Here is a 21409-nt window from a genome sequence, read left to right on the forward strand (position 1 = left end):
TGATGGCATTCGCCAAGCGCGGCTGGTAGCACTTTGCTACGACTTGGACGTTTGCGCCGTCAGCTTGTCCTGGGTCCGGGTCTGAAAGTCGCTCGCGTCGTGACGTTCGTGCAACTGGCTCGCCGGATCGCCACTCGTGCGATTCACCATGCGCCCGCGAACTACGGCCGGTCGAGCGAGCAGCTTGTTGGCCCAACGCAGCACGTTCTTGTATTCGTGCACCGAGAGGAATTCGCCGGCGTTGTACAGCCAACCTTTGACCATGCCGCCGTACCACGGGAACACCGCGATGTCGGCGATCGTGTATTCGTCGCCCGCAAGGTACTCGCTCTGGGCGAGTCGCCGATCGAGCACGTCGAGCTGACGTTTTGTTTCCATGGCGTAACGATCGATCGCGTACTCGATCTTCGAGGGCGCGTAAGCATAGAAGTGCCCGAATCCCCCGCCGAGGAACGGCGCGCTGCCCATTTGCCAGAACAACCAGGAAAGGCTTTCAGCACGCGCGCTCGGCTGCGTAGGCAGGAACGCGCCGAACTTCTCCGCGAGGTAGAGCAGAATCGCACCGGACTCGAATACGCGGATCGGTTGCGAGCCCGAGCGATCCATCAGCGCGGGAATCTTCGAATTCGGATTCACCTCCACGAAGCCGCTACCGAACTGCTCGCCTTCATTGATCCTGATCAACCACGCATCGTACTCAGCGCCCTTGTGACCGAGCGCGAGCAGTTCCTCCAACAGGATTGTGACTTTCTGCCCGTTCGGCGTGGCGAGCGAGTACAGCTGCAGCGGATGCTTTCCTACCGGCAGCTCCTTGTCATGCGTTTTGCCCGCAACCGGTCGATTGATCTTCGAGAACTCACCCCCGTTCGGCTTGATCCAGGTCCAGACGGTCGGGGGCGTGTAATCGGCGATCGCGTTGTCGGTCATGGGGCACCTGGGGTCGATTTGGCTGAATCCTCTGGGTGAAGAATGAAAGAACCCGCCCCGCGTTCCAACCTCGGCAACTCAGTCGTGCCCGTCAGGCAAGGATCGAGTCCCTAAGGCAGCAACGTCCCCGTATCCGCCACCGCAAGCCACTTGCCGCGATGGTAGCTGTACGTCACGCCGGTGAGGGCGCGCTGGTGGTAGCCGTTCGAGGGAATGTCATAAGTTGTTTCGTAGAGAATGAACGCGGTCTTGCAGCCGTCGACGACGCGGTAGCGCTCGGTCCAGGCCCACACGGCTTCGCGATTTTCGAAGTGGGAGCGTAGCGCTTCCATCACTGCGTCGACGCCATAGCGAACGGCGCCGCTAGCGAAGACGGTGGTGGCGTCGGGATGGTGGCCTGCTCTAAACGTCGCGGCGTCGTAGTCGCGGAAGGATTCCATGTCGACGCGTTGTGCACGCTCGAACTGGCGGGCGCACCCGGCGGCGACGGCGGGAGCGTCGAGTTGTTCGGACGATGGGGAGGCGTGGGTCGCGGCCCAGGTGCCGATGCCGGTGGCGATCAGGCCGAGGGCCACATAACTGCGGTTGGCTCGCATGCTCTGCTCCATAAAATGAGTGCCCGAGACGTTGTACGTCATCGGGCACTCGGGGCTCGCACACGAAGCGATGCTCAGCGATACAAATCGCTACCAAAGATATTTGGCCTGGAAGTTGATCTCGCTGCCTTCCAGCGGACGGGCCAGCAACACGCCGTTGGTGCCGGACGCCGTGCCGAAGATGCGCGAATTGCTTTCGGTAATGCCCAGCTCGTCCGACACATTGGTACCACGCACCGCGAACTGCCAGTTCTCGCCGACGTTTGCGACGACACCGAAATCCCAGGTGTAGTAAGAGCCGAGCTGCTGCAGCCCGGATTGGTCTTGCGTGCGATCGCCGACGTGCGTGTAGGTCACATGAGCGTCGATGTCGCCCCAGCCGAACGGGAAGCGATAACTCGGCGTGAGCATGTAACGCAGCTTGGGTTGACGTTGCAGCTGCTGGCCTTCGATACGCGCGCAGCCGTTGCCGGTGACGATATTGGTGAAGGGCACACAGGCATCGTAGTCCGTGTACTCGCCATCGAGATAGTTCGCCACGACCTGGAATCTGAAGTTCTCCCACAACGTGAGCTGACCGATGAAGTTCACGCCCTTCGACTCGGAGCCGTAGAACAGCTTCTCACCCGTCGGTGCGCCCAGCGCGGTGGTTTGTTGATACTGCAGACCGGTGAAGTCGCGGTAGTAGCCGCTGAGGTCGGCATAGAGGAAGTCGTTCTGGAATTTGAAACCCACTTCATAGTTCTTGACGACCTGGACGGGCGGCGTGTTGCCCGTGGTGCTGCCGCGAATGCCGTTGTCGAAATCCGCGAAATGTCCACCGCGATTCACGCGACCGTAGACGGACATCGTGTCCGTGAAGCTGTAGTTCGCACCCAGGGTCCACGAAGTGAAGTTCTCGTCGTAGTCGGTAACCGCCAGCGTGCCATTACACTGTGGCACGGCGTTGTCGTAGAGCGTCAACGGGTTGGCATCGAGATTCACATTGCTCAGGTTGCACACGCGATTGGTCGCGTCCTGGTTCTCGTAACGCACCGATGCATCCAGCAACCAGCGGTCGAGGCGCCATGAATCCGACAGATAGATCGCGTGGTTGAACGCATGACCGCGCTGGGCGATGTTGAAGCCGCCATAGTCGAGGAAGCCTTGATCGTCGGTCAGCTGAAAGGTCTGGCCGCCCGAAACATAACTCACAGTGATCGGCCGCGCGTTCGGCTCGTTGGTCATGAACATTCCCTTGCCGCCCTGCGCCCACTTGTCGTCCATCGTGTAGTAGGCCAGATACAAGCCCAAGGTCAGCGTGTTGCCCTCGAACACTTCCTTGCTCAGGCGGAAATCGTTGTTGATGTTCTCCAGTTCCTTGTGAATGAACCACCAGCCTTGATGAATGACATCCTGGGTCGGCGCCACCGTGCCGCCGCCCACGAAGGCCGCGTTCACCACCGATCCCGCCGGCAACTGAAAGCCGCCGAGATCGGTGGAAATGGTGAACAGCTCATCGTTCAACGTGGCCGGATTGCTGCCGGAGAACAGCGCATTGGTGTCCACGTCACCGGCATTGGCGAGGAATTTGTTGCTGATCGACCAACCGTTGTCGAAATCATGATCGTAGTTCGCGCCCACGAACCACATGTCCGCGCCGCGGCCATCGGCAAGATCGGCGTTCGTGCCACCGGGATAGCCAGGCAGACGCACATGCCGGATCGCTTCGCTGTAATACGTACCGGTGAGCGGATCGAAGCCCGGATACGCATGGAAGCTGTCGGTGCCGGTCTGGATCAGCGGAATCGGCGTGATGAACTGATTCTTGTCGTTCAGATAGCGCGCGTACAGGACCAAGTCGCCTTTGTCGGATTCGCGCTTCAGCGTCGCTGTCAGCTGACCGCCTTCGTCCGCCGGGAATTGCGGATCGCGCACACCGTCGGAGGTGCGCCAGAAGCCGCCGACGCTGCCGTACCAGCCTTCGCCGACTTTGAAACCCGTGAAGCCGTCGAGACGCCAAAGATTCTCGTCTCCATAAGTGAGTCCCAGACTTCCGGACGGCTCGTCGGTGCCAGTCTTCAACAGAAAGTTCGCGGTCGCGCCGATCTGGCCGCCAGCGAACACCACCGACGGTCCACCTTGCAGGACTTCCACGGCGCGCACCGTGTCGTCGAGACGAATGATGCTGGTGGTTTCGAAGAACGACAGAGTGGGCATGCCGTACACGGGCGAACCCATCAGCAACGACGTGAAATACGGCGCGTCGCCGCCGCCAGGAAAACCGGCGATCTCGATGTTTGCACCGGTCTGGCCGCCGGTCGACTCCGGCCACATGCCCGGTGAGATCTTCAACAAGTCCGCCGTGCTCTTCGGATTCGCTTGGCGAATCTGTTCTTCGTTGGCGGTGACAATGTTGTAACTGGCCTCGAGCTTCTTGACGCCGCCGAGCGCGCTACCTGTAACGACTACAGTTTCGAGTCCCGTCGCGGGTGCTTCGGGTTGCGCCGGTGTCTGTTGCGCGTGAGCCAAAACCGGGGTGAACGCGGTAACCACAGTCACCCAGACGGCGCGTTGACGGAGCAAATTCTTGTTCATGATTCCCCCACGATCGGCGCGTATGTCGCGGCCGTGATACAGGTAACCAGGCGATTGGCAATGTTGTTTTGTCTATCACCAACAAAACGCATTGGAAATAGGTTGTCTACCTAAGGAATTATTACGCGCGAGTCGCCGTGGCCGTTTCCGACATCTCGGCTAATTTCAGGCTCAACGAAAATGTGGCGCCTTCGCCCGGCACCGACTCCGCCCACACTTCGCCTTCCATGCGTTGTACGGCTTTTCTCACCAGCGCCAGACCGATGCCCGTGCCTTCGTAACCGGACGCATGCAATCGATTGAAGATCTCGAAGATCTTGTCCCGGTACGCCACGTCGAAGCCGATGCCGTTGTCGCGCACCTTCAACAGATAACGACCGTACTCCCGACTGGACTCGATGCTGATGCGCGGCTGGGCGGTTTGTTTGGAGAACTTCAGCGCGTTCTCGATCAGATTCGTCAGTGCGATGCGCAGTCCTTCGCTATCGGCCAGCACTGGCGTGCTATCCAGATCGATATGAACCTGCGCGTGGGCCTCTTCGATACGCTCTTTCATGGAATCGACCAGCCCTCGCACGAAGGCGCGGCAGTCGATGGGTTGCAGGCGCTGCTCGCGATGCTCGAGTCGCGAGTAGTCGAGCAGATCGTCGATCAACCCGGCCAGGCGCACCGAGCCTTGACGGGCGCGATCGAGATAGCTGCGCTCCGCTTCGCTCAATTTGCTCGACGCGCTCTGTTCCAACAGCGCGCAGAAGCCATTGATCGCACGCAGCGGCGCTTTCAGATCGTGCGCCACCGCGTGCGCGAAATTGCGGGACTCGCGATACGCATCGGACAACTCGCGCGTGCGCTGAGTAACGCGGCATTCGAGCGCATCGGCGAGCTCACGATAACGACCTTCGCTGTCGCGAAGCGATTGCTCCAGCTCTTTGAAGGGCGTGATATCGACCAGCGAGCCCGCCACTCGCGACGGCCGCCCTTCGGCATCGAGCAACGACGAGCCTTGCGCCAGCATCCAGCGATAGGTGCCGTCGCGATGTCGCACGCGATGCTCGATGCTCAGCTCCGCTTCCGGATGGCGCAGGAACCGCTCCAGCTGCCCCATGATCCTGGCGTAATCAGCCGGGTGCAGACGTTTGCTCCATTCCGTGAATTCATCGGGGATTTCGTGCTCGGCATAGCCGAGCTGCCGCTTCCATTCGCGGGAGAAGCGAACCGCGTTGGTCGCGGGCTCCCATTCCCACAGACCGACGCTGCCGGCACGCGCGGTCACGTCGATCAAACGTTCCAGGTCGCGCCGCTGACTATCGACGGCTTGCAGCCGCTCGCGAGCCCGCGTCAATGAGTGCGCCGAGCTGTCGAGCGCGACGCGCAATTGTTGTCCTTGCCAATACAACCAGGCCTCGCGCGAAGCCAGGATCACCGCGAACGCCACCAACACCAGCGTTCTCAAATGCACCGTGCGTGCGGTCGATTCATCCGCGAGGTAGATCGCGGAAACACCGACCCACACCAATAGCAACGAGGGCACCAGCGCTTCGACCCAGCCCTGACTCTGCCGGACCGCGAACGATTCGGCGCGACCGTGCGCTTTGGCGCTCACCTGCGCCTCCGCTCCCCACTGATGAAGCGCGAACGCGAGCATCCACCCCGCATTGAAAATATTCGACGTGTCGTAGCTGTCACCGATCAGCGCGCGTGTGTACAGCATTCCGGTGACCATCTGTACGCCGAGCGACAGTGTGACCAGACCGTACGCGAGCAGGCGATCGCCCCATCGATAGGACCACAGGAAATAGACCGCCACGATAAACGCGATGGCGATGGTGCCGTTCTCGACCACCACGACCAGCGCGTCGCCGAGCGAGCCCGGCATCCTTTCGAACGGTCGTGCCAGCGTGGTGATGAGGACGGCGGTGAGGCTGCAGAGAATCAGGCCGAGGTTGGCCACCCGCAGCCAGGTCATCCGACGCTCCTCTTGAGTGGCGCGCAGGACGAACAAACCCACCAGCATCAGTGGGCCGAACAACAGATAACCGATGTCGGCGTAACTCGGAAACGGCGACTCGATGTCGAGATACAGCTCCAGAAAATTCCAGACCACCTGACCCGCCGCCCAGGACGTGGCGGCGAACGCGAACAGCAGCCAGGCAACGCGATCGCGTCCCTGGAGCGAGAAGGCGGCGCGATAGCTGCTGATTGCGGCCGCTGAAGCGGAAACCAACCACAGGACGTCATTGACGACCGTCGCGATCCGGCCGTCGATCAGTCCACTCGCGATCAACCCGGTATGCAACAGCAGGACGACAGCCCACACTTTCACGAGCGGCCTGACACCCCTGGAGCTGCTCTCGTGTTCGATCAGGCCGGACGCGGTCGCCGCGTCTGCGAATTTACCCTCACCCGCTACCATCGCTGCCGATCTGCCATACGAGTGGCTTTCAACAGTAATCCTCGGACTTGCCGTCGGTTCCCTGGCAGTGCAACGGATTCGATTGTGCCAAGCAGCAGGCAGCGGCGCGGCCGCCGCCTGCGCTTACTCTCCTTATTGTTCGTCCGGCTTCTGAATCGGCGGCAGCTTGGCACTGATGTCCGACACCTTGTCCTCGCCGGCGATGGCGCAGATCGGGTGTGAGAAATCATTCGCCAGGCTCGGGTCCGGCACCAGGCCGATGTAGTTGATATTGTCATCCCCGGCCGCGCTGACACCGGCCGGCACGAAATCCAGATTCAGCGTGTGCCGGGTCCGCCAGGCGATGTTGTGATCGGCACACGAAGTGTCGCCGCTCACACCGATCGCGCCGATCAGCTCTTTATTCTTGTTATAGAGCGCCAGACCGCCGCCGAACACATTCACACCGCCGATACGGAAGCCGACCATCGGATCGTTCGAATGACCGAAGTTCGAGGCGTTGCCTCGATAGGCCACCAGCGTCTCGACCGGATTGCTGTGCTGTAGACCGTAGAGCGAACCGCCGGGCTGCACAGCCGCGTACAAATTCGCGGTGGAGAGCGCCAACCCTGGCAGGCTGAAGGCATTCGCTGTATTCGCTTTCTGCGCGGAGATGACCCGGCTGCCCGGCCATTGCGAGCCGCGATCGTCGCCGGTGAAAGCCACCGCGCACACGATGCCATCTCTGTCGACGACCGTGCCCCACATGTCGAGATCGAAACCGCCGTTGCTCTGCTGACGCGCCGAGGTCAACGCGGATTTCAATTGTGAGTACGATGGCAACGTCGAGCACTTTCCGTTATCGCTGGTCTGTGCTTCGGCGGTCACCGTGATCGAGACCACCGCGAGTGCGGCCGCGCACCACGATCGTCGAAGGTTCGTGTTCATGAGTCTGCACCTCTTATTCGCTTGCGGAGTGATTGGACGAGGATCACGCGGAGGAGGTCGTGAGCGGCGCCGCCAATACACTCCGGGTATTCCTGCAAGCAAACGTCCAAGGTGCGCCCTGCACATGAAAGAGCGGGCCGGAAATCACGCTCGGCGATGACCGCCGTTCGTTATACGCCTGGCACTCGCAACAAAACAAACCACATCGCATATTCGTGAGCGACACGAGCGTCACTAAGAAAACACGGCTGTTTCCTAGGTAAAACGGGAAGACAATGAAAACATACGTTCTGGTGCACGCAGCTCGGCGAGCGCGAGATCGATCTGAGTCTTCAGATTGACGACATCGTGAAGGCGCTACGCAGGATTCCTCAAACTCACATTGTTTGCTCATCCCCCCTTGGCGCATCGGAATGTCGAAGAGTTGCGGGCCGCCGCCAACGGCCGGCTTTGGGACATCGACACGGGTCACGACTTGATGATCACCGAGCCTGAGGCTGTGGCCGAAATGCTGTTGCGGCTCGCTTAGACCCGAAGACAGCTAATCGTCTCGTCTTCGCAGCGGCACGAATCGCACCGGTGCCACGACTGTCGAGGTCACCTTCCCGGCCGCGTTTTTCTCCAGCACGCGCAGCTGTTGAGTGGACGCGATGGGCCCGACCGGCACGACCATGCGCCCGCCGGGCTTGAGCTGGCCGATCAACGGCTCCGGCACATGATCGGGAGCCGCGGTAATCACAATGGCGTCGAAGGGTGCATGCTCCGCCCAACCCAAATAGCCATCGCCGGATCGGACCGTCACGTTGTCGTAGCCGAGCCTTTGCAAAACGTCGCTGGCCGTTCGCGCCAGCGTCGGCTCGATCTCGATCGAGTAGACGTGGTCGACGATCTCCGCGAGCACCGCCGCTTGATAGCCCGACCCGGTGCCGACTTCCAACACGCGATGATTCTTTTCGGGCCGCGCCAGCTCGGTCATCAAGGCGACGATATAGGGCTGCGAGATCGTCTGGCTTTCGCCGATGGGCAGCGGCGTGTCTCGATACGCGGTGCGCTTCTCGCTGTCGGGCACGAACTCATGACGCGGCACCTTGCGCATCGCTGCGAGCACTCGTTCGTCACTCACCCCGCGATCCGCGATCTGCCGGCTGACCATCTCGGCCCGCTCAGCCGCATAGTCCTCCGGCCCCGCACCGGCGGCACCAGCTTCGTGAGCACAGAACACGGAGAGCATGAGGGCGCGTGAAATCAGACTGCGGGCCTTGGCCATGGGAGTCTCCGGCGTCGATCATATCGACCCCGGCGGAACGAGGACACCCGCCAAATTCTGACAACGCGGCTCAGGTTCCGCTGGGGACGTATTTGCCGCCTACCGGATCGATCAGCTGCCCTTTCGCACGCAGCCTCGATGCCAGTGTGTCGTATGGGACATCCTGCACACGGATTTTCTTCTCGATCGCCAGCACCGCCGCCTCACCCACGGACTGACCGAGGATCATGAACACCGGCTCCATCCGGATCGAGCCATACGCAATGTGAGACGCTGACAGCGCGACCGGCACGAACAGATTCGTCGACTCGGTGGCGCGCGGCACGATGGCGTCGTAGCTGATCTCGTAGGTGCGATCCAGATGGATCTGGATATCGCCCTCGTTGCGAGCGAAGCCGTCAGCATTCACGTAGCGCTGCACGTTGTGCGAATCCATCGTATATGAGCCCAGCCCGACGGAACGCGGCGTCGGCAGCCGGCCTTCGAGATGACGTTCGGTCATGACGAAGTCGGAAACCATCCGTCGCGCCTCGCGTACATACATTTCGCGCGGCCAGTTGCCGTTATCGACGAACTCGTCTTTGCACAATCCCCACTCGGCCATCGACGCGCGCACGTCGGCGGGCACGCGAGGGTCGTTCTGCATGAACCAGAGCAGACCGGCCTGGTAGCTCTTGTGAGCGTCGAAGATCTGCTGTCGTCGCTCGTAGCCCGCGGTGGGATAGTCGTAGTTGCCGCCGATGAAGTCGGTCGAGATCGCGCCGTAATTGTTTGTGTCGGTCTTATGATTCGGAATGGGGTCGAACTTGCGGAATTTGTGCCGCCAGCCGGCGTCCAGATAACGACCCAGCAACTCGTACGTCCATGGGTTGTAATCCGCCGGCTTCGGCAGCGGCGCGCGGATCGCCGGATCCTGCGTCATGCACAGTCGGAAATTGTAGGCTTGAATACGCTTGTCACCCGTGCCGTCCTGCGCCGGCGGACCGGCTTCGATTAAAGGCACCAGACCGCTCGAACGGTCACCCGGCTTCACATACGGATCGATGTTGAGCTCGAAGTTGTGCTGATCGGCGTTGGCGGTCTGCACGCCGTTGTAGGTCTCGCCGTAAACTGAGTTGGCTTCGCGGCCGGTCGTAAAGGTGATGCCGGCCATTGCCATCAGGTCGCCTTCGTAGGTCGCGTCGACGAACATGCGGCCTGAGTAACGGATGCCGTTGAGCATCTCGATTGAGGCTATTGTTCCATTCGTCTTTTGAACTGCGCTCGTTTCGAGGCGGAGCTTGGCGTTGAAGACGGGCTCGATGCTGGCGTCCTTCAACCATCGTGTGTAGATCGCCTCGGCGACTTTCGGCTCGAACACCCACATCGCATCTTCTTCGCCTTCCGTCTTCGACTGCGACGTCGCCACGCCCTTGAAGCCGACGGCTTCGTAGTGAGCCTTCACTTCTCTGTAGAAACGTCGCGCCATGCCGCCAATCGCCGCGTGATTCCCCGTGTCCGCCCAACCGAGCCCGTTCGTCGTCATCCCGCCCACATGCCCGTCGCGACAGAGCAGGACGACACTTCGCCCCCGAGATTTCGCAGTGATCGCAGCGGTGAGACCCGCTGGAGTGCAGCCGTAGATGACCAGGTCAGTGCCCGTCGAAGCCGCTGCGTCGTTGGCGACTTCGTCGCCGTGCCCGCCCGAACCTGCGCGGCCCGCAACATCGCCGCCTCCGCTCGAACCCGCGCAGCCAGCGAGAAAGCCGAGCGCAGCCGTGCCGATGACGAGTCGTGCGGCGAGCCGAACTGTCATTCGTGCTTCTGAAGCAAACGGGCGAGTAACAGACACGCCATGAATCATCTGCGTCTCCGCATCAAGTGACGAGTTGCACGCGAGCGATGAATCATCTACGTCTCCGCATCAAGTGGACGAGCTGCACGCGGGCAATGAATCATCTACGCCTCCGCATCAAATGGACGAGTTGCACGCGAGCGATGAATCATCTGCGCCTCCGAATCAAGCGGTCGAGTTGCACGCGAGCACCGAATCATTGGCGCCTCTGAATCGGTTGGCGAGCGACAACAACCGTCAATTTCAGCTTCTATTCGGCGGCCGCGGCGGGCGACGCGACACCAACCGTCAATTTCACCTTCTATCGGGCGGCCGCGGCGGGCGTAAGCCCGCACGCGGCAAGCGAAGCGCCTCAGAACGTGGCGGCCACGCCAAAGTACACGCGCCGATCGTCCAGGTACGAGCTGTACAAGCGACCGGGGTTGGTCCGATAGAAACTGTTGATCTCGCGCGTGAGATTCACGCCCTCGAACGTCAGCTGAAAATTATCGTTGATGCGGAACGAGGCCGACGCATCCACCTGCCCTCGCTCATCCGCATAATTGCTGCCGCCCGAAGCGATCGAGCCGCCGTTCGTCATGTACTCACTGCGATAGTTGTACGCAACCCGCCCGCTGAACGGCCCGCGCTCGTAATAAACAACCGCATTCGCACTATGCTCCGACGAATTCGGGATCGGCAAAGTCCGGCCCGTCAGCTCATCGATCTCCGGGGTCTCGCTGTCCGCATACGTGTAAGTCAGCGCATAACCGAAACCATCGAACGGCGCAGGCAGCATGGTCAGTGCGTGCTGATAATTGATCTCGACGCCCTGAATCTTGCCGTCCTTGCCATTCACCGGCCGCCCGATCACATAGGTATACGCAGCCGGCCCGGTCAGCGTGTTGTTCGGCGCCTCCGGATGTTCCTCGACCACTTCCACCGAAGTGGTGAACGCCGACACATCTTTATAGAACGCGCCCACCGCCAACAAACTGGCCTGCGAGAAATACCACTCAACCGTAGTATCGAACTGCGTGGCACGAAACGGATCGAGATCGGGATTGCCCGCGCCGCCGGTCATCGACACCGGCTGCAACGAAATGCCGACGCCTGTGCTCGTGAGATCCGGGCGCGCCACCACCTTCGCCGCAGCGAAACGCAGCCGCAGATCGTCGCGCAGGTCGAAGATGAGATTGAGGTTGGGCAGCGTATCGGAGAACGACTTGCCGGCTCGTGCCTCGAGTGCCTGGTTGTTGACGATGGTGTACCCGAACGACTCGCGATCCGCATTCACTTGACGCACGCCGAGATCGCCCGTCATCGGCACACCGAACACATCGGTACCGAATCTCACCATCGCGAAGAACGCTTCGGTCGTCTGCTCCACCTGATTGATGGTCGCTTTAGCGCCCGGAGTATCGAAAGACACCGGCGTTGCGCCGAGCGCGCCGCGGATTCGGTTGAAGTCCACCGAGCCGGTGAGCACCTGGCGCTGGAAGCTGCCGCTCTCCCCAGGAAACATTCCGCCGCGCACGCCGGTGTAATTCAACCCCGGCACTTCGGTCGCGAGCAACGGCGAGCCTGGCGTCGGATCGTGACTGGCCAACGAAGGATACGTCGACAGCGGGTTGCCGCCGAACACCTCGATCTTCTCGGTGCGCGCTCCGACCTTCACCGACTTGAAGAACCCATCGAGCTGATACTCGACATCGAAGTCGGCATCGTGCCCTTTGTTCTCGGCGACGTAATCGACGTCGAACGTCGAGTAGACCTCGTACTGCGACGGATCGTAAATATCGTAGTTCGCGCTGATACCGTAGTTCGGCGAAACATTCGAGCCCGCCGCGTTGTACGCCACATTGGCGACATTGCCAGCGAGCTGCCGCGTCACGAGCACGTTGTCGTTGCCCGAGTTGTTGTTGCCGCCGTCACCACCGAGGCCAGCGCCTTCGCCTTTGCTGACGGACGCATTCACATTCACCGTCCAACGATCCTTGGCCCAGTTGGCGTTGCCGCTCAGATACCGATTCTCGGAGTACGAGTCACCGCCGTAGATCATCGGGCGCACCGTGACACCGGAGAAATTTCCAGAAACCAGCGTGCCGCTCGCATCGATCACGCCGTTACTGATGCTGTTGTTCAGGATGGTCTGCTGCACGGAGCGCACGCGGTCCGTGTCTCGACGCGACTTCACGCCTTCCAGCGTAAACGTCAGCTCATCGATCGGACGCCACTGCGCCGAAGCGTTCACGGAGTAACGCTCATCTTCATACGTATTCGCCCAGCTCATCAGACGCAGCGGCCGGAAGAACGTGTCATTGACGCCGTCGCCGGTCGCATCGACGTTCGACACCTGGGTCCAGCCGCCGGATTGATAGATGTCGCTCGCGCCCGTCGAGTTGGAATACGAGCCGCTGAGCAGCACGCCGAACTTGCGATCCGCGAAGGTGTGCGCGACGAAGCCCGAAACCTTCTCGCCCCAGTCTTCCGCCCGATCCGCATACGACGTTTGCAACCGGCCGGAGATGACGGAATCCGCCAGATCGAGTGGCCGCTTGGTGCGCAGATTGATCACGGCACCCAGCCAGCCTTCGACCAGATCCGCCGACGGCGCCTTGATCACATCCACGCCGGCGAGCAATTCCGGCGAAACATCCGCCAGATTGGGATCGCCGTTGCGGGCGCTGCCGATGAAGCTCTTGCCATTGAGCAACAGCTTGTTCAAGCCGAGGCCGCGCACGGTGATGGATTTGCCTTCGCCCTCGACGCGTGTCACCTGCACGCCGGGAATCCGGCTCAGCGTCTCCGCGATGTTTTGATCGGGCAGCTTGCCGATGTCCTCGGCGGAGATCGAATCCATGATCCGGGTGGCATCGCGCTTCACCTCGATCGCTTCGGCGATAGAGCTGCGAATGCCGACGACCGTGATTTGTTCGAGCACAGGCTCGGACGCCGCTGCACTCTCCTGACCATCGCCAGCTTCCGCAGGCGCAGGCTCCGATTCAGAAGACGTCGACGAACGTTGACTCTGCTGAGCGCTCGCGAGCACCAGCACGACGTCAGAGGACGTGCGCTCGTGACGCAGCCCCGTTCCAGACAGCAAATATTCGAGCGCCTGATCCGCGGTCATCGAGCCACGCACACTCGGCGCCTGACGATCCGCGACCACTGTTGGATCGAACACCAGCTCGGTCCGAGTCTGCCGGCCGAGCGCCGTCAGCGATTGAGCGAGATTGCCGCTCGCGATCTCGATGGTGGTTTGTTCGCTCGTTTGAGCGAAGGCGTTGCCGGCCAGCGCGAGCGCGCACACTCCACCGGTGGCCCATTGAACTCTGTGCACTCTCTTCCCCCTTCGCAGCTGACGGCCGTTGCGGCTCTATATTCCGAAGAACGCGCCGAGCTGAAAAATCCACCAGCGCCCGTCAGTGATGACTCGCCACCAGCGCGAACTCATCGGGACCGCGATACTCGACGACGACCGGATGCAGGCTGGTCACCGCCTCCAGAAACTTGCGCTGACTGTTGGTACGGAACACGCCGGAGATCGGCAGTTTGGCGAGCTGCGGATCGTCGATACGAATGGTCTGCGCCGAGTAGCGATTGAACTCCGCGACCGCCTCCGCCAACGTGGTGTTGTCGAACTCGATGAGTCCGTCACGCCATTTGAGCAACCGCGCCTGATTCTCGGCCGCGGTCCGCATGACTTCCTTGTCCGTCGCAACCAGCGTCTCGCCGGCATTGAGATGAACGCTTTCCCTGGCCTGCGTCGCGACCGGCGGCAACGTGCTCGATGGCGCGACATTCTCGACGACCACGCGCCCCTCGACCAGCATCACCTCGACTCGTTTCTTATCGAGCCGGACATCGAAGGCCGTGCCCACGGCGACGATCTGCTTGCCGCCCGCAACGACGACGAACGGTCGCGACGGATCTTTGGCAACGTTGAAGAATGCCTGCCCGCGCAAGACTTCGACGGTTCGCTGCCGGCCGTCGAAGGCAACGTCGAGATCGGTCTCGGTGTTGAGCGTGATCGCGGAGCCGTCGGGTAAAGTCACATCGAGCTTTTCGCCGCGACGAGTGACATAGTCCGCCGTGCCCTTCGCATACAGCGAGGCGACGGGCCTGTCGCGAACGGCGACGAACACACCCACGCCCACCAGCAGCAACGCCAGGGCCGCGGCAATCCCCGTCATCCCGAACCAGGAACGCTCGGGCTGATAACGAAGTGCCGCGCGACGTAGCGCATCGAGGTGAGGATCGTCGGGCGCGGCATCGAGAACCTGCATCGCCGCCGAAGCCCGCTCATAGGCCGCATCGTGCTCGGTCGATTGATTCCGCCACGCTTCGAAAGCGCAGCGCTCCTCATCCGAAACATTGTCGCCGTCGAGACGCACAGCCCAACGCGCGGCGGCTTCGGTGAGTGACAGGTCTGCGGGGACGGGACGAGCGCGCATCATGGCTTCCCGTTCAGACGCAACTCGAGATGGGCGACCGCGCGAGCCATGTGCTTCTCGATCGTGCTGATCGGCATGCGCAGGCGCTTCGCGATGTCGGCGTAACGCATGCCCTCGAGCCGGCGCAGAAGAAAGATGGTCCGCGTGACTTCGGGCAACTCCAGCACCGCCGACGTTGCCTTCTCCAGGCTCTGCTTACCCAGCAACACACGCTCGGGGGTGGAATCGTCCTTGAGGTCGGGCTGCTCGGGCTCGATCTCGTCATGCGCGCTCGCCTGTCGCACCTGACGCTTACGCAGCCAATCGTTGAGCACGCTCTGCGCGGTCTGGAAGACGTAGCCGGCGACGATCTGCGAGCCGTCGGTGTTTACCTTGCGAACCAGGCGCACGAACACGTCCTGCACCAGATCGTCGATGTCGTGCTGTTCCTTGACCCGCTTGCTGAAAAAGCGCGTGAGTGCCGGCCGAAACTGCCTGGCAAGCAGCTCAGCTTCCGCGCCTTCGCCACGGCGTGCCTGTCCCGGCGCATCCATCTCGACCCGACTCTCCACTCGACCGGCGTATCCCGCCCTAGCTATCAAGAACGCGCCCGGCGGGGAAATCCGCCAGCGATCAGGTGGCGTCGATCTCGACCGGCGTGCCTTCCACGACGCGCCCTTCTTCACATTTGACTTTGCTCACCGGAATCACCGAGATCTTGCCCGACGCACGCACCGTGGCCACGCGGCTCTGGTCGAGCTGGTATTCCGAATGGAACTCGAGCGCGTTCTCCGGCTGCACCGCCCACTGCACGTCGTGCGCCACTTCCGGCTCGACTTCGACCGGCGGTCGATACACCCAGCATTGACCCGGCTTGAGCTCGTTGCGACCGACCTTCTTCCACGGCCCGGTTGAGCGCCGCTCGACATGCAACACCACCTGCCCGCCCGGCGCCACCTTCGCCGGGGTCACCGACGCTTTCAACTCGACGGTTTGCTCCCCGTCGAGCACGTAAACGGTCGGGCCGCGCTGCTCGCCGCAACCGGCGATCAGGACAAGGAGGACGGGAACGGCAAGAAGGGTGGCGGATCGCATGCCACTATGTTGACGGAATCATCCCCTCGAGGCCAGCCGGGCGTGATACTTCGCGGGCCGCGCCGTATATAGCTTTCATGGTCTTGGAACAAAGGGACATAACCGGCGCCCGCCCTGCGGAGCCGGCGGACAAAGTGGATTGGGACGCCATCTACGCGGACCAGCTGCCACGCATTTACAACTATTTCCGCTTCAGGTTGGGCGGCGGCGCCGAGGTCGAGGATCTGACCGCCCGCACGTTCGAAAAGGCCTGGTCCGCCCGCTCGCGCTATCGCCGCGACCTGGCCGGATTCTCGACCTGGCTGTTCCGGATCGCGCAGAACGTCGGCACGGATCACCTCCGCTCCCGTCGCCCGCATGCGCCATTGGATGTGGCCGTGGATCTGGCGGCCGAGGTCACGCCGGAAAGCCAGGCGGCCCGCGATTCCGACCTGTTACGACTGGGCCGACTCACGGCCCGATTGTCCGAACGTGAGCAAGAGCTGATCGCGTTGAAGTACGGCGCCGCCCTCAACAATCGCCAGATCGCGGGCCTCACCGGGTTGAGCGAATCGAACGTCGGCACGCTGTTATATCGAATCGTTCAGACGCTGCGTTCGCAATGGTGACGACAGGAAAGTTACGATGCATGACGAATTCCTAACTTCCCTTCGCCGCCCGCCGCCCGCGCAGTTCGCGCGAGATCTGAAGCGGAAATTGGAGATGCAGGAGGCGGCGGCCAAGCGACGCGCATGGATGGTGCGGGCCCGGACCATTCTGTTTCTGATCGTCGGATCGGCGGCGTTCGCCGGCGGAGTATTAGTCGTCGAACGTCGCTCCGCCGAGAAAGCAGACTCGGCGCAAGCGCAAGCACAGGTCGCTCCGGAGAGTCAGACCACAGCCCCGGGTTATCGGGCACGACCGCTCAATCCCACGTTCGTCCCAGAAGGCAGCGACACGAACACTTTCGCTTACGGCAACACGCCGCAGGCGACCACTGCGTCTACAAACAACGGTGCTTCGGCTCCAGCAGAAGCGACGACAAACAATCCCGGCGGCTCCGCAACGAATGCGACCGGCTCAACGGTCAGCGGCGGATTGATCCGAACGACGCAACCGCGCGTGAGGGTTGCAACCTCGCCGCTTACAGAAGCGCTCGTGCGCGGGGCCTTGCTATCAGACGCACGGACGCCCGAAATCGAGGTCGTGGAAGCGGACTCCGCGTTCGTCGCACTGTGCACGGCGCACAGCGAGCGACCGTTCGACATGATCGTGACGTCACGCCGGATGATCAGCGTCGAATTCGCCAACTGTCAGGACAATGGCGGCGCCGACATTCAAGAGATCAAGCTCGGCTATCAAGCGCTGGTCCTGACCAGCGGCCGGGGCAGCGTCCCCATCAAATTGTCCATGAGCGATGTCTATCTGGCGGTCGCGAAACAAACCCCCGATCCGATCGTCGACTCCATCCGCTTCATCCCCAATCCCAACATCACCTGGGATCAGATCGGCCGGCTCGAGTACCGGCCGATCCTGGTGTTCGGGCCGGCCCGCGGCACACCCCGGCGCACCCAGTTCGAAATCCTGCTGCTCGAGCCCGGCTGCAACGCTCAGCCAGCGATCAAGGCGCTGCAATCCGCCAACCCCGAACGCCATGCCGAGCTGTGCCATTCGCTCCGGGGCGATCGCCTGTACACGGAAGTCGAACAAAACGCGCTGCTGATTCCGCAGTATTTGTGGAGCGATCCGAATCCCTTGGTGCTCGTGGACATCGGGTTCTATCGAGCGAATGAAGGGCAACTCGCCGGCAGCGCCCTGGAAGGGCCCGAGCCTTCCTACGCAACCTTCGCCGATGGTTCCTATCCGCTGGCGCGGCCCATTTACATCTATGCGGATCAGGCACGCGTCCTCCGTTCGCGCGATGCCGCTCTGGTCCTGCGCGATCTGCAAACCTTGCGAATTCTGCGTGCGGTGGATGGCAGCTTCGTCGAGCTCGACGAGCGTGAAAACAAAGAGCAACTGCACCGCCGGATGCGAAAACTGTCTGGATCCGACCTCAACAACAAATAAGGAGTCATTCGCAATGAAGTTTCATGCTCGCATTGTTCCGCCACTCTGTGCCGTACTCGCGCTGTTGACCGCGCCTCACGCACACGCGCAGACCACGACACCTCCAGCACGCGATGCCGTCGAAATCGATCGAATCATTGCGGGCACTGCCAAGAAGACCGGCAAGAAATTTCTGGTGGATCCCCGCGTCCGCGCGCAGGTGACCCTGGTCGGTCTCGATCCCGACAACCTCGACTATCCCACCTTCCTCTCGGTACTACAGATGCACGGCTTCGCCGCCTTCGATGACGGCAAATACATTCGCGTCGTGCCCGATGCGAGCGCGCGTCAACAACCCATTCCCTTGCTGACCGGCAACGGCTCTTATGCCGATGCCGAGTACGTCAGCCGTGTGATCTCGGTGAAGAACGTACCGGCCGCGATGCTCGTGCCGCTGTTGCGCCCTCTGCTTCCCCAGCAAGCTCACATGGTGGCGTTTCCCTGCACGAACACGCTGCTACTGGTGGACACGTTCGCCAACGTCAAGCGGGTGGAGAAAATCATCAGCTCGTTCGATACCGGTGAACCGTTCAAGCCTGAGAAGTGCGGAGCGCCGGCGCCGAAGGCCGATTGAAAACAAACATCACTTCATCAGCGCCAGTTCCGCAATCCACGGCTCCAGGCGCTGACCGAAGTTGACTGTCGCCATGTAGCGCGGATCACAACATCCATTGTGTTCGCGGGGCTGGGCAAACGGCTCGACAATCTCGCGATACGTGTGTGGCACCCGTATCGCATCCACATCGATACCATCGATGTATGCGCTCAAATGTCTGCGTCCAGCATCTCCCTCGACCGACAGCTTGATAGCGCCGCGAACAATCGCGTACATCCGCCGATCCGGGTAGAGCGCTCGCAGCCCCGCTTCTTCAGCGGCAATCTGGACGACGAATAAACGGCTCTCGCGCCGCTGCTCGTTTTCCAGGTTGTTACTCGCGTATTCCAATCGATCTTTACTGTCGGCGTGGGCGTTAGCCGCAGCTGCCACCTCAGCCACGTCGCGCCCCTGGATGGCACGCGCGAGGACCTTTTGGTAGGCCGGACCATCCTGTTCAAGCACGACCCACGCCATCTTGGCCGGCTGAAACTGCAAACGTCGCCGGACCTCCTCCGATTCGAGGTCACCGGACACGTCGAATCCGAACCGACGCAACTTCTGCGCATCGAGTTCAAAGTTCCTGCGGTACGCGCCCCCGTAGTAATAATCCTTGTCGAGTGTGTCCGTCTCGGAGACGCGCCAGCGAAGATAAAGATCGATACTGCTGTTTTCGTTCTCCGCCCAGCCCCAGTTGCGCATCTGCAGCTCACGCTCCGTGAGCCGGAGTGAGCTCTCGGGCTCGCCGCGCCTGTTGTAGGCCACGCCACCGAGGACAACGGCGTTCGTAACGACAATCAACGCCACTCCGACCAGAAGTGCCCGCACCGGCGACAACACGAAGTTCATTTCGCACCTCCGGTACGCAGTCGCTTCATGACCACGAGAAACAGCATCGCCGTGAGCGCGATGAGCAGGAAGAACACGAACTTCGGCACCAGCTCCCACCACCAGTCGTAAAACTTGGTGTACAGGAAGATGACGAACAGCGTCGTCCCGGTGTTCACCGTTTCGGGATGCTCTCGACGCACGCCCCACCAGACCGCCGCGCCGCTCGCAACGAAGCCGAGCACCTGATACAGATGTTCCACGGTGCTCGCGGACATCGGCAAATAGCTGCCATTTCCCCAGTTGGCCAGCACCAGCAAGGGCAGGATCGAAGTGAGCAATCCGAACACCCGATAAATGCTGGCGAAACCAGTGAAGCGATCGTGTCGAATCAGCACGGGAGTCAGCAGCAGCAGGAGACCCGCCGGAATGAAGTTCTCAGGGCGCTCGCCGAAATCGAACCAGTACAGGCCGCTCCAGGTGCCGACTCGCATGGAGATGAACGCAATGGCGCACAAGATGCCCGCCGCGAGCAGCAACCGCAGATCGAATGTATAAGCCAGCAGCAACGCGAGCGCAGCCCACGCCAGAAAAGCTTTATCCGAAGGCGCGATATTGAACATGCCTCCGAGCAACGACACGTTCAGCACGAAACAGGTGAAGGCGACCATCGCCGCCAGTTTGGCAAAGTACCCGCTGCTGTCCCGCCGGCCGATCCAGACCGCGGCGAGCAACGAGCCCAACGACGCGACGATCAACAACGTGACCTGCACGGCCGTGGGCAACAGGCCCCAATACTGGTTGAACAGGAAGAACACGCTGGCCGCCAGCGCCAGTGCGCCGAGAAAAGAAGCGATGCGCATGCCCAGCGACAGCTGCTTCGCCTGACGATCCCGATCGATATCGAACGACTGCGCATAGCCCGCAAGCAATGCGTCGTGATGGAGGGCTACCGCCTGCCGTTGTTCGTCCGTGAGCGCCAGAACGTTTGCTCCGTGCAACCGTTCGAGCTCGTCCCGAAAGATGCGAATGTCATCAGCCCGCCGCTGCGCGTCCGCTTTTGAAAGATTGTCCATGCCGTTAGCATATGCAAAGTTTCTCGACAGCGCACGACCCGCGTGGCAGCGGCCAAAATCCTGTAGTATCGGCCGGGCCCGGCCTCACCGGCCCGAGGAGCGCCCATGAAATATTCAGCGTTACTTCTGTCGTTGATGATATTGACGGGTTGCGCGACGCAACCGACGGTGAAGTCGTGGATCGACCCGAAGTCATCGGTCACCATCACCGCGCAAACTGAACCTCTGGTGCTGATTCGCGCCGAGCCCGCGCCCAGCATGAACGAGCGGGACTACGCTCAGCTGACCGCGATCGAAGTGAATCGCATGGGCGAGCGCAAATTGTATCTGGTGGCGATTCTGTGGAGCTCGGCCGAGATCTGGTCGGATCAGCAGAACACCTTCGCGAGCGCTTTCCAGCAGATCGATGTGAACGTGGGCGATCGCACCGTCGCGCTGACGCCATACACCGGCGAAGTCTCGGAGCTGGGCATCAGCGAGGAGCTACCCCTGCCCATTCCCGGCTCGAGCCATATTTATTTCCCCATCAGCCGCGACGATCTTCGTGCCATCTCCCGGTCGAGCAAGATTCAACTCACCGCCCGCGGCAAGCCCGACGCCCTGCGACGCTATGAGGAATGGCAGGACGGCCGCCAGAGCCTCAACGACTTTCTGGGCCAGCTGCCCGAGTTGAATCAACCGCAATCCTGATTCATCTTCTTGCGCCCCCGCGCGCCCGAGTGCACTCTGAAGTGCACTCGGGCGTGTGGGTTGGGCATCGTGAGAGCCGAT

At 61.5% G+C, this 21409-nt stretch carries 18 protein-coding genes; 5 read left to right on the forward strand and 13 right to left on the reverse strand.

Annotation, left to right across the window (positions count from 1 at the left end; translation table 11 throughout):
* Window positions 1-36 precede the first annotated feature (36 nt).
* From yghU to ACFPN2_RS35900, 5 genes are all read right to left on the reverse strand, one after another.
* The gene (gene yghU / locus ACFPN2_RS35880; protein ID WP_380605731.1) at window positions 37-927 is read right to left on the reverse strand and encodes a glutathione-dependent disulfide-bond oxidoreductase; all 891 of its coding nucleotides are present in this window, start codon (window positions 925-927) and stop codon (window positions 37-39) included.
* 110 nt (window positions 928-1037) lie between these two features.
* On the reverse strand, window positions 1038-1523 hold the full coding sequence (locus ACFPN2_RS35885) for a DUF4440 domain-containing protein (protein ID WP_380605733.1): 486 nt from the start codon (window positions 1521-1523) through the stop codon (window positions 1038-1040).
* A 90-nt stretch (window positions 1524-1613) separates the two neighbouring features.
* Window positions 1614-4100: a TonB-dependent receptor gene (locus tag ACFPN2_RS35890; RefSeq protein WP_380605735.1), complete on the reverse strand. Its 2487-nt coding sequence runs from the start codon at window positions 4098-4100 to the stop codon at window positions 1614-1616.
* 121 nt (window positions 4101-4221) lie between these two features.
* Entirely contained in the window at window positions 4222-6423 is a 2202-nt protein-coding gene (locus tag ACFPN2_RS35895; protein ID WP_380605737.1) for a sensor histidine kinase, read from the reverse strand.
* Window positions 6424-6645: 222 nt separating this feature from the next.
* Window positions 6646-7440 carry a GlcG/HbpS family heme-binding protein gene (locus ACFPN2_RS35900; RefSeq protein ID WP_380605739.1) on the reverse strand — a complete coding sequence of 265 codons (795 nt, stop codon included), beginning with the start codon at window positions 7438-7440 and terminating at the stop codon, window positions 6646-6648.
* 382 nt (window positions 7441-7822) lie between these two features.
* Between ACFPN2_RS35900 and ACFPN2_RS35905 the strand changes: the two genes are divergently transcribed.
* Window positions 7823-7969: a hypothetical protein gene (locus ACFPN2_RS35905; RefSeq protein WP_380605741.1), complete on the forward strand. Its 147-nt coding sequence runs from the start codon at window positions 7823-7825 to the stop codon at window positions 7967-7969.
* A gap of 12 nt (window positions 7970-7981) precedes the next feature.
* On the opposite strand, the gene ACFPN2_RS35910 is transcribed toward ACFPN2_RS35905, so the two are convergent.
* The 6 genes from ACFPN2_RS35910 to ACFPN2_RS35935 all read right to left on the reverse strand — a co-directional run bounded on the left by ACFPN2_RS35910 (window position 7982) and on the right by ACFPN2_RS35935 (window position 16051).
* Window positions 7982-8707, reverse strand: coding sequence for a protein-L-isoaspartate(D-aspartate) O-methyltransferase (locus ACFPN2_RS35910; RefSeq protein ID WP_380605743.1), 726 nt, complete (start codon window positions 8705-8707; stop codon window positions 7982-7984).
* A 70-nt stretch (window positions 8708-8777) separates the two neighbouring features.
* The gene (locus tag ACFPN2_RS35915; protein WP_380605745.1) at window positions 8778-10502 is read right to left on the reverse strand and encodes an FAD-dependent oxidoreductase; all 1725 of its coding nucleotides are present in this window, start codon (window positions 10500-10502) and stop codon (window positions 8778-8780) included.
* A 391-nt stretch (window positions 10503-10893) separates the two neighbouring features.
* Window positions 10894-13863: a TonB-dependent receptor gene (locus ACFPN2_RS35920; RefSeq protein WP_380605747.1), complete on the reverse strand. Its 2970-nt coding sequence runs from the start codon at window positions 13861-13863 to the stop codon at window positions 10894-10896.
* Window positions 13864-13945: 82 nt separating this feature from the next.
* A complete protein-coding gene (locus ACFPN2_RS35925; protein ID WP_380605748.1) occupies window positions 13946-14980 on the reverse strand; it encodes a FecR family protein in 1035 nt (344 codons plus the stop codon).
* Complete coding sequence (locus ACFPN2_RS35930) at window positions 14977-15528, reverse strand: RNA polymerase sigma factor (protein ID WP_380605750.1); 552 nt, start codon at window positions 15526-15528, stop codon at window positions 14977-14979. The genes ACFPN2_RS35925 and ACFPN2_RS35930 overlap by 4 nt, the downstream gene beginning before the upstream one ends.
* Window positions 15529-15589: 61 nt before the next feature.
* Window positions 15590-16051, reverse strand: coding sequence for a hypothetical protein (locus ACFPN2_RS35935; protein ID WP_380605752.1), 462 nt, complete (start codon window positions 16049-16051; stop codon window positions 15590-15592).
* A 77-nt stretch (window positions 16052-16128) separates the two neighbouring features.
* Here ACFPN2_RS35935 and ACFPN2_RS35940 point away from each other — a divergent pair, with 77 nt between their 5' ends.
* From ACFPN2_RS35940 to ACFPN2_RS35950, 3 genes are read left to right on the forward strand one after another with little or no spacing between them, the layout of a single operon-like run.
* Window positions 16129-16659 (forward strand): sigma-70 family RNA polymerase sigma factor, encoded by a 531-nt coding sequence (locus ACFPN2_RS35940; protein ID WP_380605754.1) that lies wholly within the window; start codon window positions 16129-16131, stop codon window positions 16657-16659.
* A gap of 16 nt (window positions 16660-16675) precedes the next feature.
* Window positions 16676-18100, forward strand: a complete 1425-nt coding sequence (locus ACFPN2_RS35945; protein ID WP_380605756.1) for a substrate-binding domain-containing protein — start codon at window positions 16676-16678, stop codon at window positions 18098-18100.
* Between the two features lie 13 nt (window positions 18101-18113).
* Window positions 18114-18713 (forward strand): secretin N-terminal domain-containing protein, encoded by a 600-nt coding sequence (locus tag ACFPN2_RS35950; RefSeq protein ID WP_380605757.1) that lies wholly within the window; start codon window positions 18114-18116, stop codon window positions 18711-18713.
* Between the two features lie 9 nt (window positions 18714-18722).
* Here ACFPN2_RS35950 and ACFPN2_RS35955 read toward each other — a convergent pair whose 3' ends face one another.
* Window positions 18723-19562 (reverse strand): DUF4824 family protein, encoded by an 840-nt coding sequence (locus ACFPN2_RS35955; RefSeq protein WP_380606751.1) that lies wholly within the window; start codon window positions 19560-19562, stop codon window positions 18723-18725.
* 17 nt (window positions 19563-19579) lie between these two features.
* Window positions 19580-20638 carry a DUF2157 domain-containing protein gene (locus ACFPN2_RS35960; protein WP_380605759.1) on the reverse strand — a complete coding sequence of 353 codons (1059 nt, stop codon included), beginning with the start codon at window positions 20636-20638 and terminating at the stop codon, window positions 19580-19582.
* Between the two features lie 105 nt (window positions 20639-20743).
* Between ACFPN2_RS35960 and ACFPN2_RS35965 the strand changes: the two genes are divergently transcribed.
* On the forward strand, window positions 20744-21328 hold the full coding sequence (locus tag ACFPN2_RS35965) for a hypothetical protein (protein WP_380605761.1): 585 nt from the start codon (window positions 20744-20746) through the stop codon (window positions 21326-21328).
* Window positions 21329-21409: the final 81 nt, after the last annotated feature.

Source organism: Steroidobacter flavus (assembly GCF_042651805.1).
In the GTDB taxonomy this organism is placed as follows: domain Bacteria; phylum Pseudomonadota; class Gammaproteobacteria; order Steroidobacterales; family Steroidobacteraceae; genus Steroidobacter; species Steroidobacter flavus.

Bases quoted from the DNA above. Each gene is read 5' to 3' on its own strand.
- ACFPN2_RS35960 (WP_380605759.1), bottom strand. From the start codon at position 20,638: ATGGACAATCTTTCAAAAGCGGACGCGCAGCGGCGGGCTGATGACATT.
- ACFPN2_RS35950 (WP_380605757.1), top strand. From the start codon at position 18,114: ATGAAGTTTCATGCTCGCATTGTTCCGCCACTCTGTGCCGTACTCGCG.
- ACFPN2_RS35900 (WP_380605739.1), bottom strand. From the start codon at position 7,440: ATGAACACGAACCTTCGACGATCGTGGTGCGCGGCCGCACTCGCGGTG.
- ACFPN2_RS35945 (WP_380605756.1), top strand. From the start codon at position 16,676: ATGCATGACGAATTCCTAACTTCCCTTCGCCGCCCGCCGCCCGCGCAG.
- ACFPN2_RS35890 (WP_380605735.1), bottom strand. From the start codon at position 4,100: ATGAACAAGAATTTGCTCCGTCAACGCGCCGTCTGGGTGACTGTGGTT.
- ACFPN2_RS35965 (WP_380605761.1), top strand. From the start codon at position 20,744: ATGAAATATTCAGCGTTACTTCTGTCGTTGATGATATTGACGGGTTGC.
- ACFPN2_RS35925 (WP_380605748.1), bottom strand. From the start codon at position 14,980: ATGATGCGCGCTCGTCCCGTCCCCGCAGACCTGTCACTCACCGAAGCC.
- ACFPN2_RS35915 (WP_380605745.1), bottom strand. From the start codon at position 10,502: ATGACAGTTCGGCTCGCCGCACGACTCGTCATCGGCACGGCTGCGCTC.
- yghU (WP_380605731.1), bottom strand. From the start codon at position 927: ATGACCGACAACGCGATCGCCGATTACACGCCCCCGACCGTCTGGACC.
- ACFPN2_RS35935 (WP_380605752.1), bottom strand. From the start codon at position 16,051: ATGCGATCCGCCACCCTTCTTGCCGTTCCCGTCCTCCTTGTCCTGATC.
- ACFPN2_RS35910 (WP_380605743.1), bottom strand. From the start codon at position 8,707: ATGGCCAAGGCCCGCAGTCTGATTTCACGCGCCCTCATGCTCTCCGTG.
- ACFPN2_RS35885 (WP_380605733.1), bottom strand. From the start codon at position 1,523: ATGCGAGCCAACCGCAGTTATGTGGCCCTCGGCCTGATCGCCACCGGC.
- ACFPN2_RS35940 (WP_380605754.1), top strand. From the start codon at position 16,129: ATGGTCTTGGAACAAAGGGACATAACCGGCGCCCGCCCTGCGGAGCCG.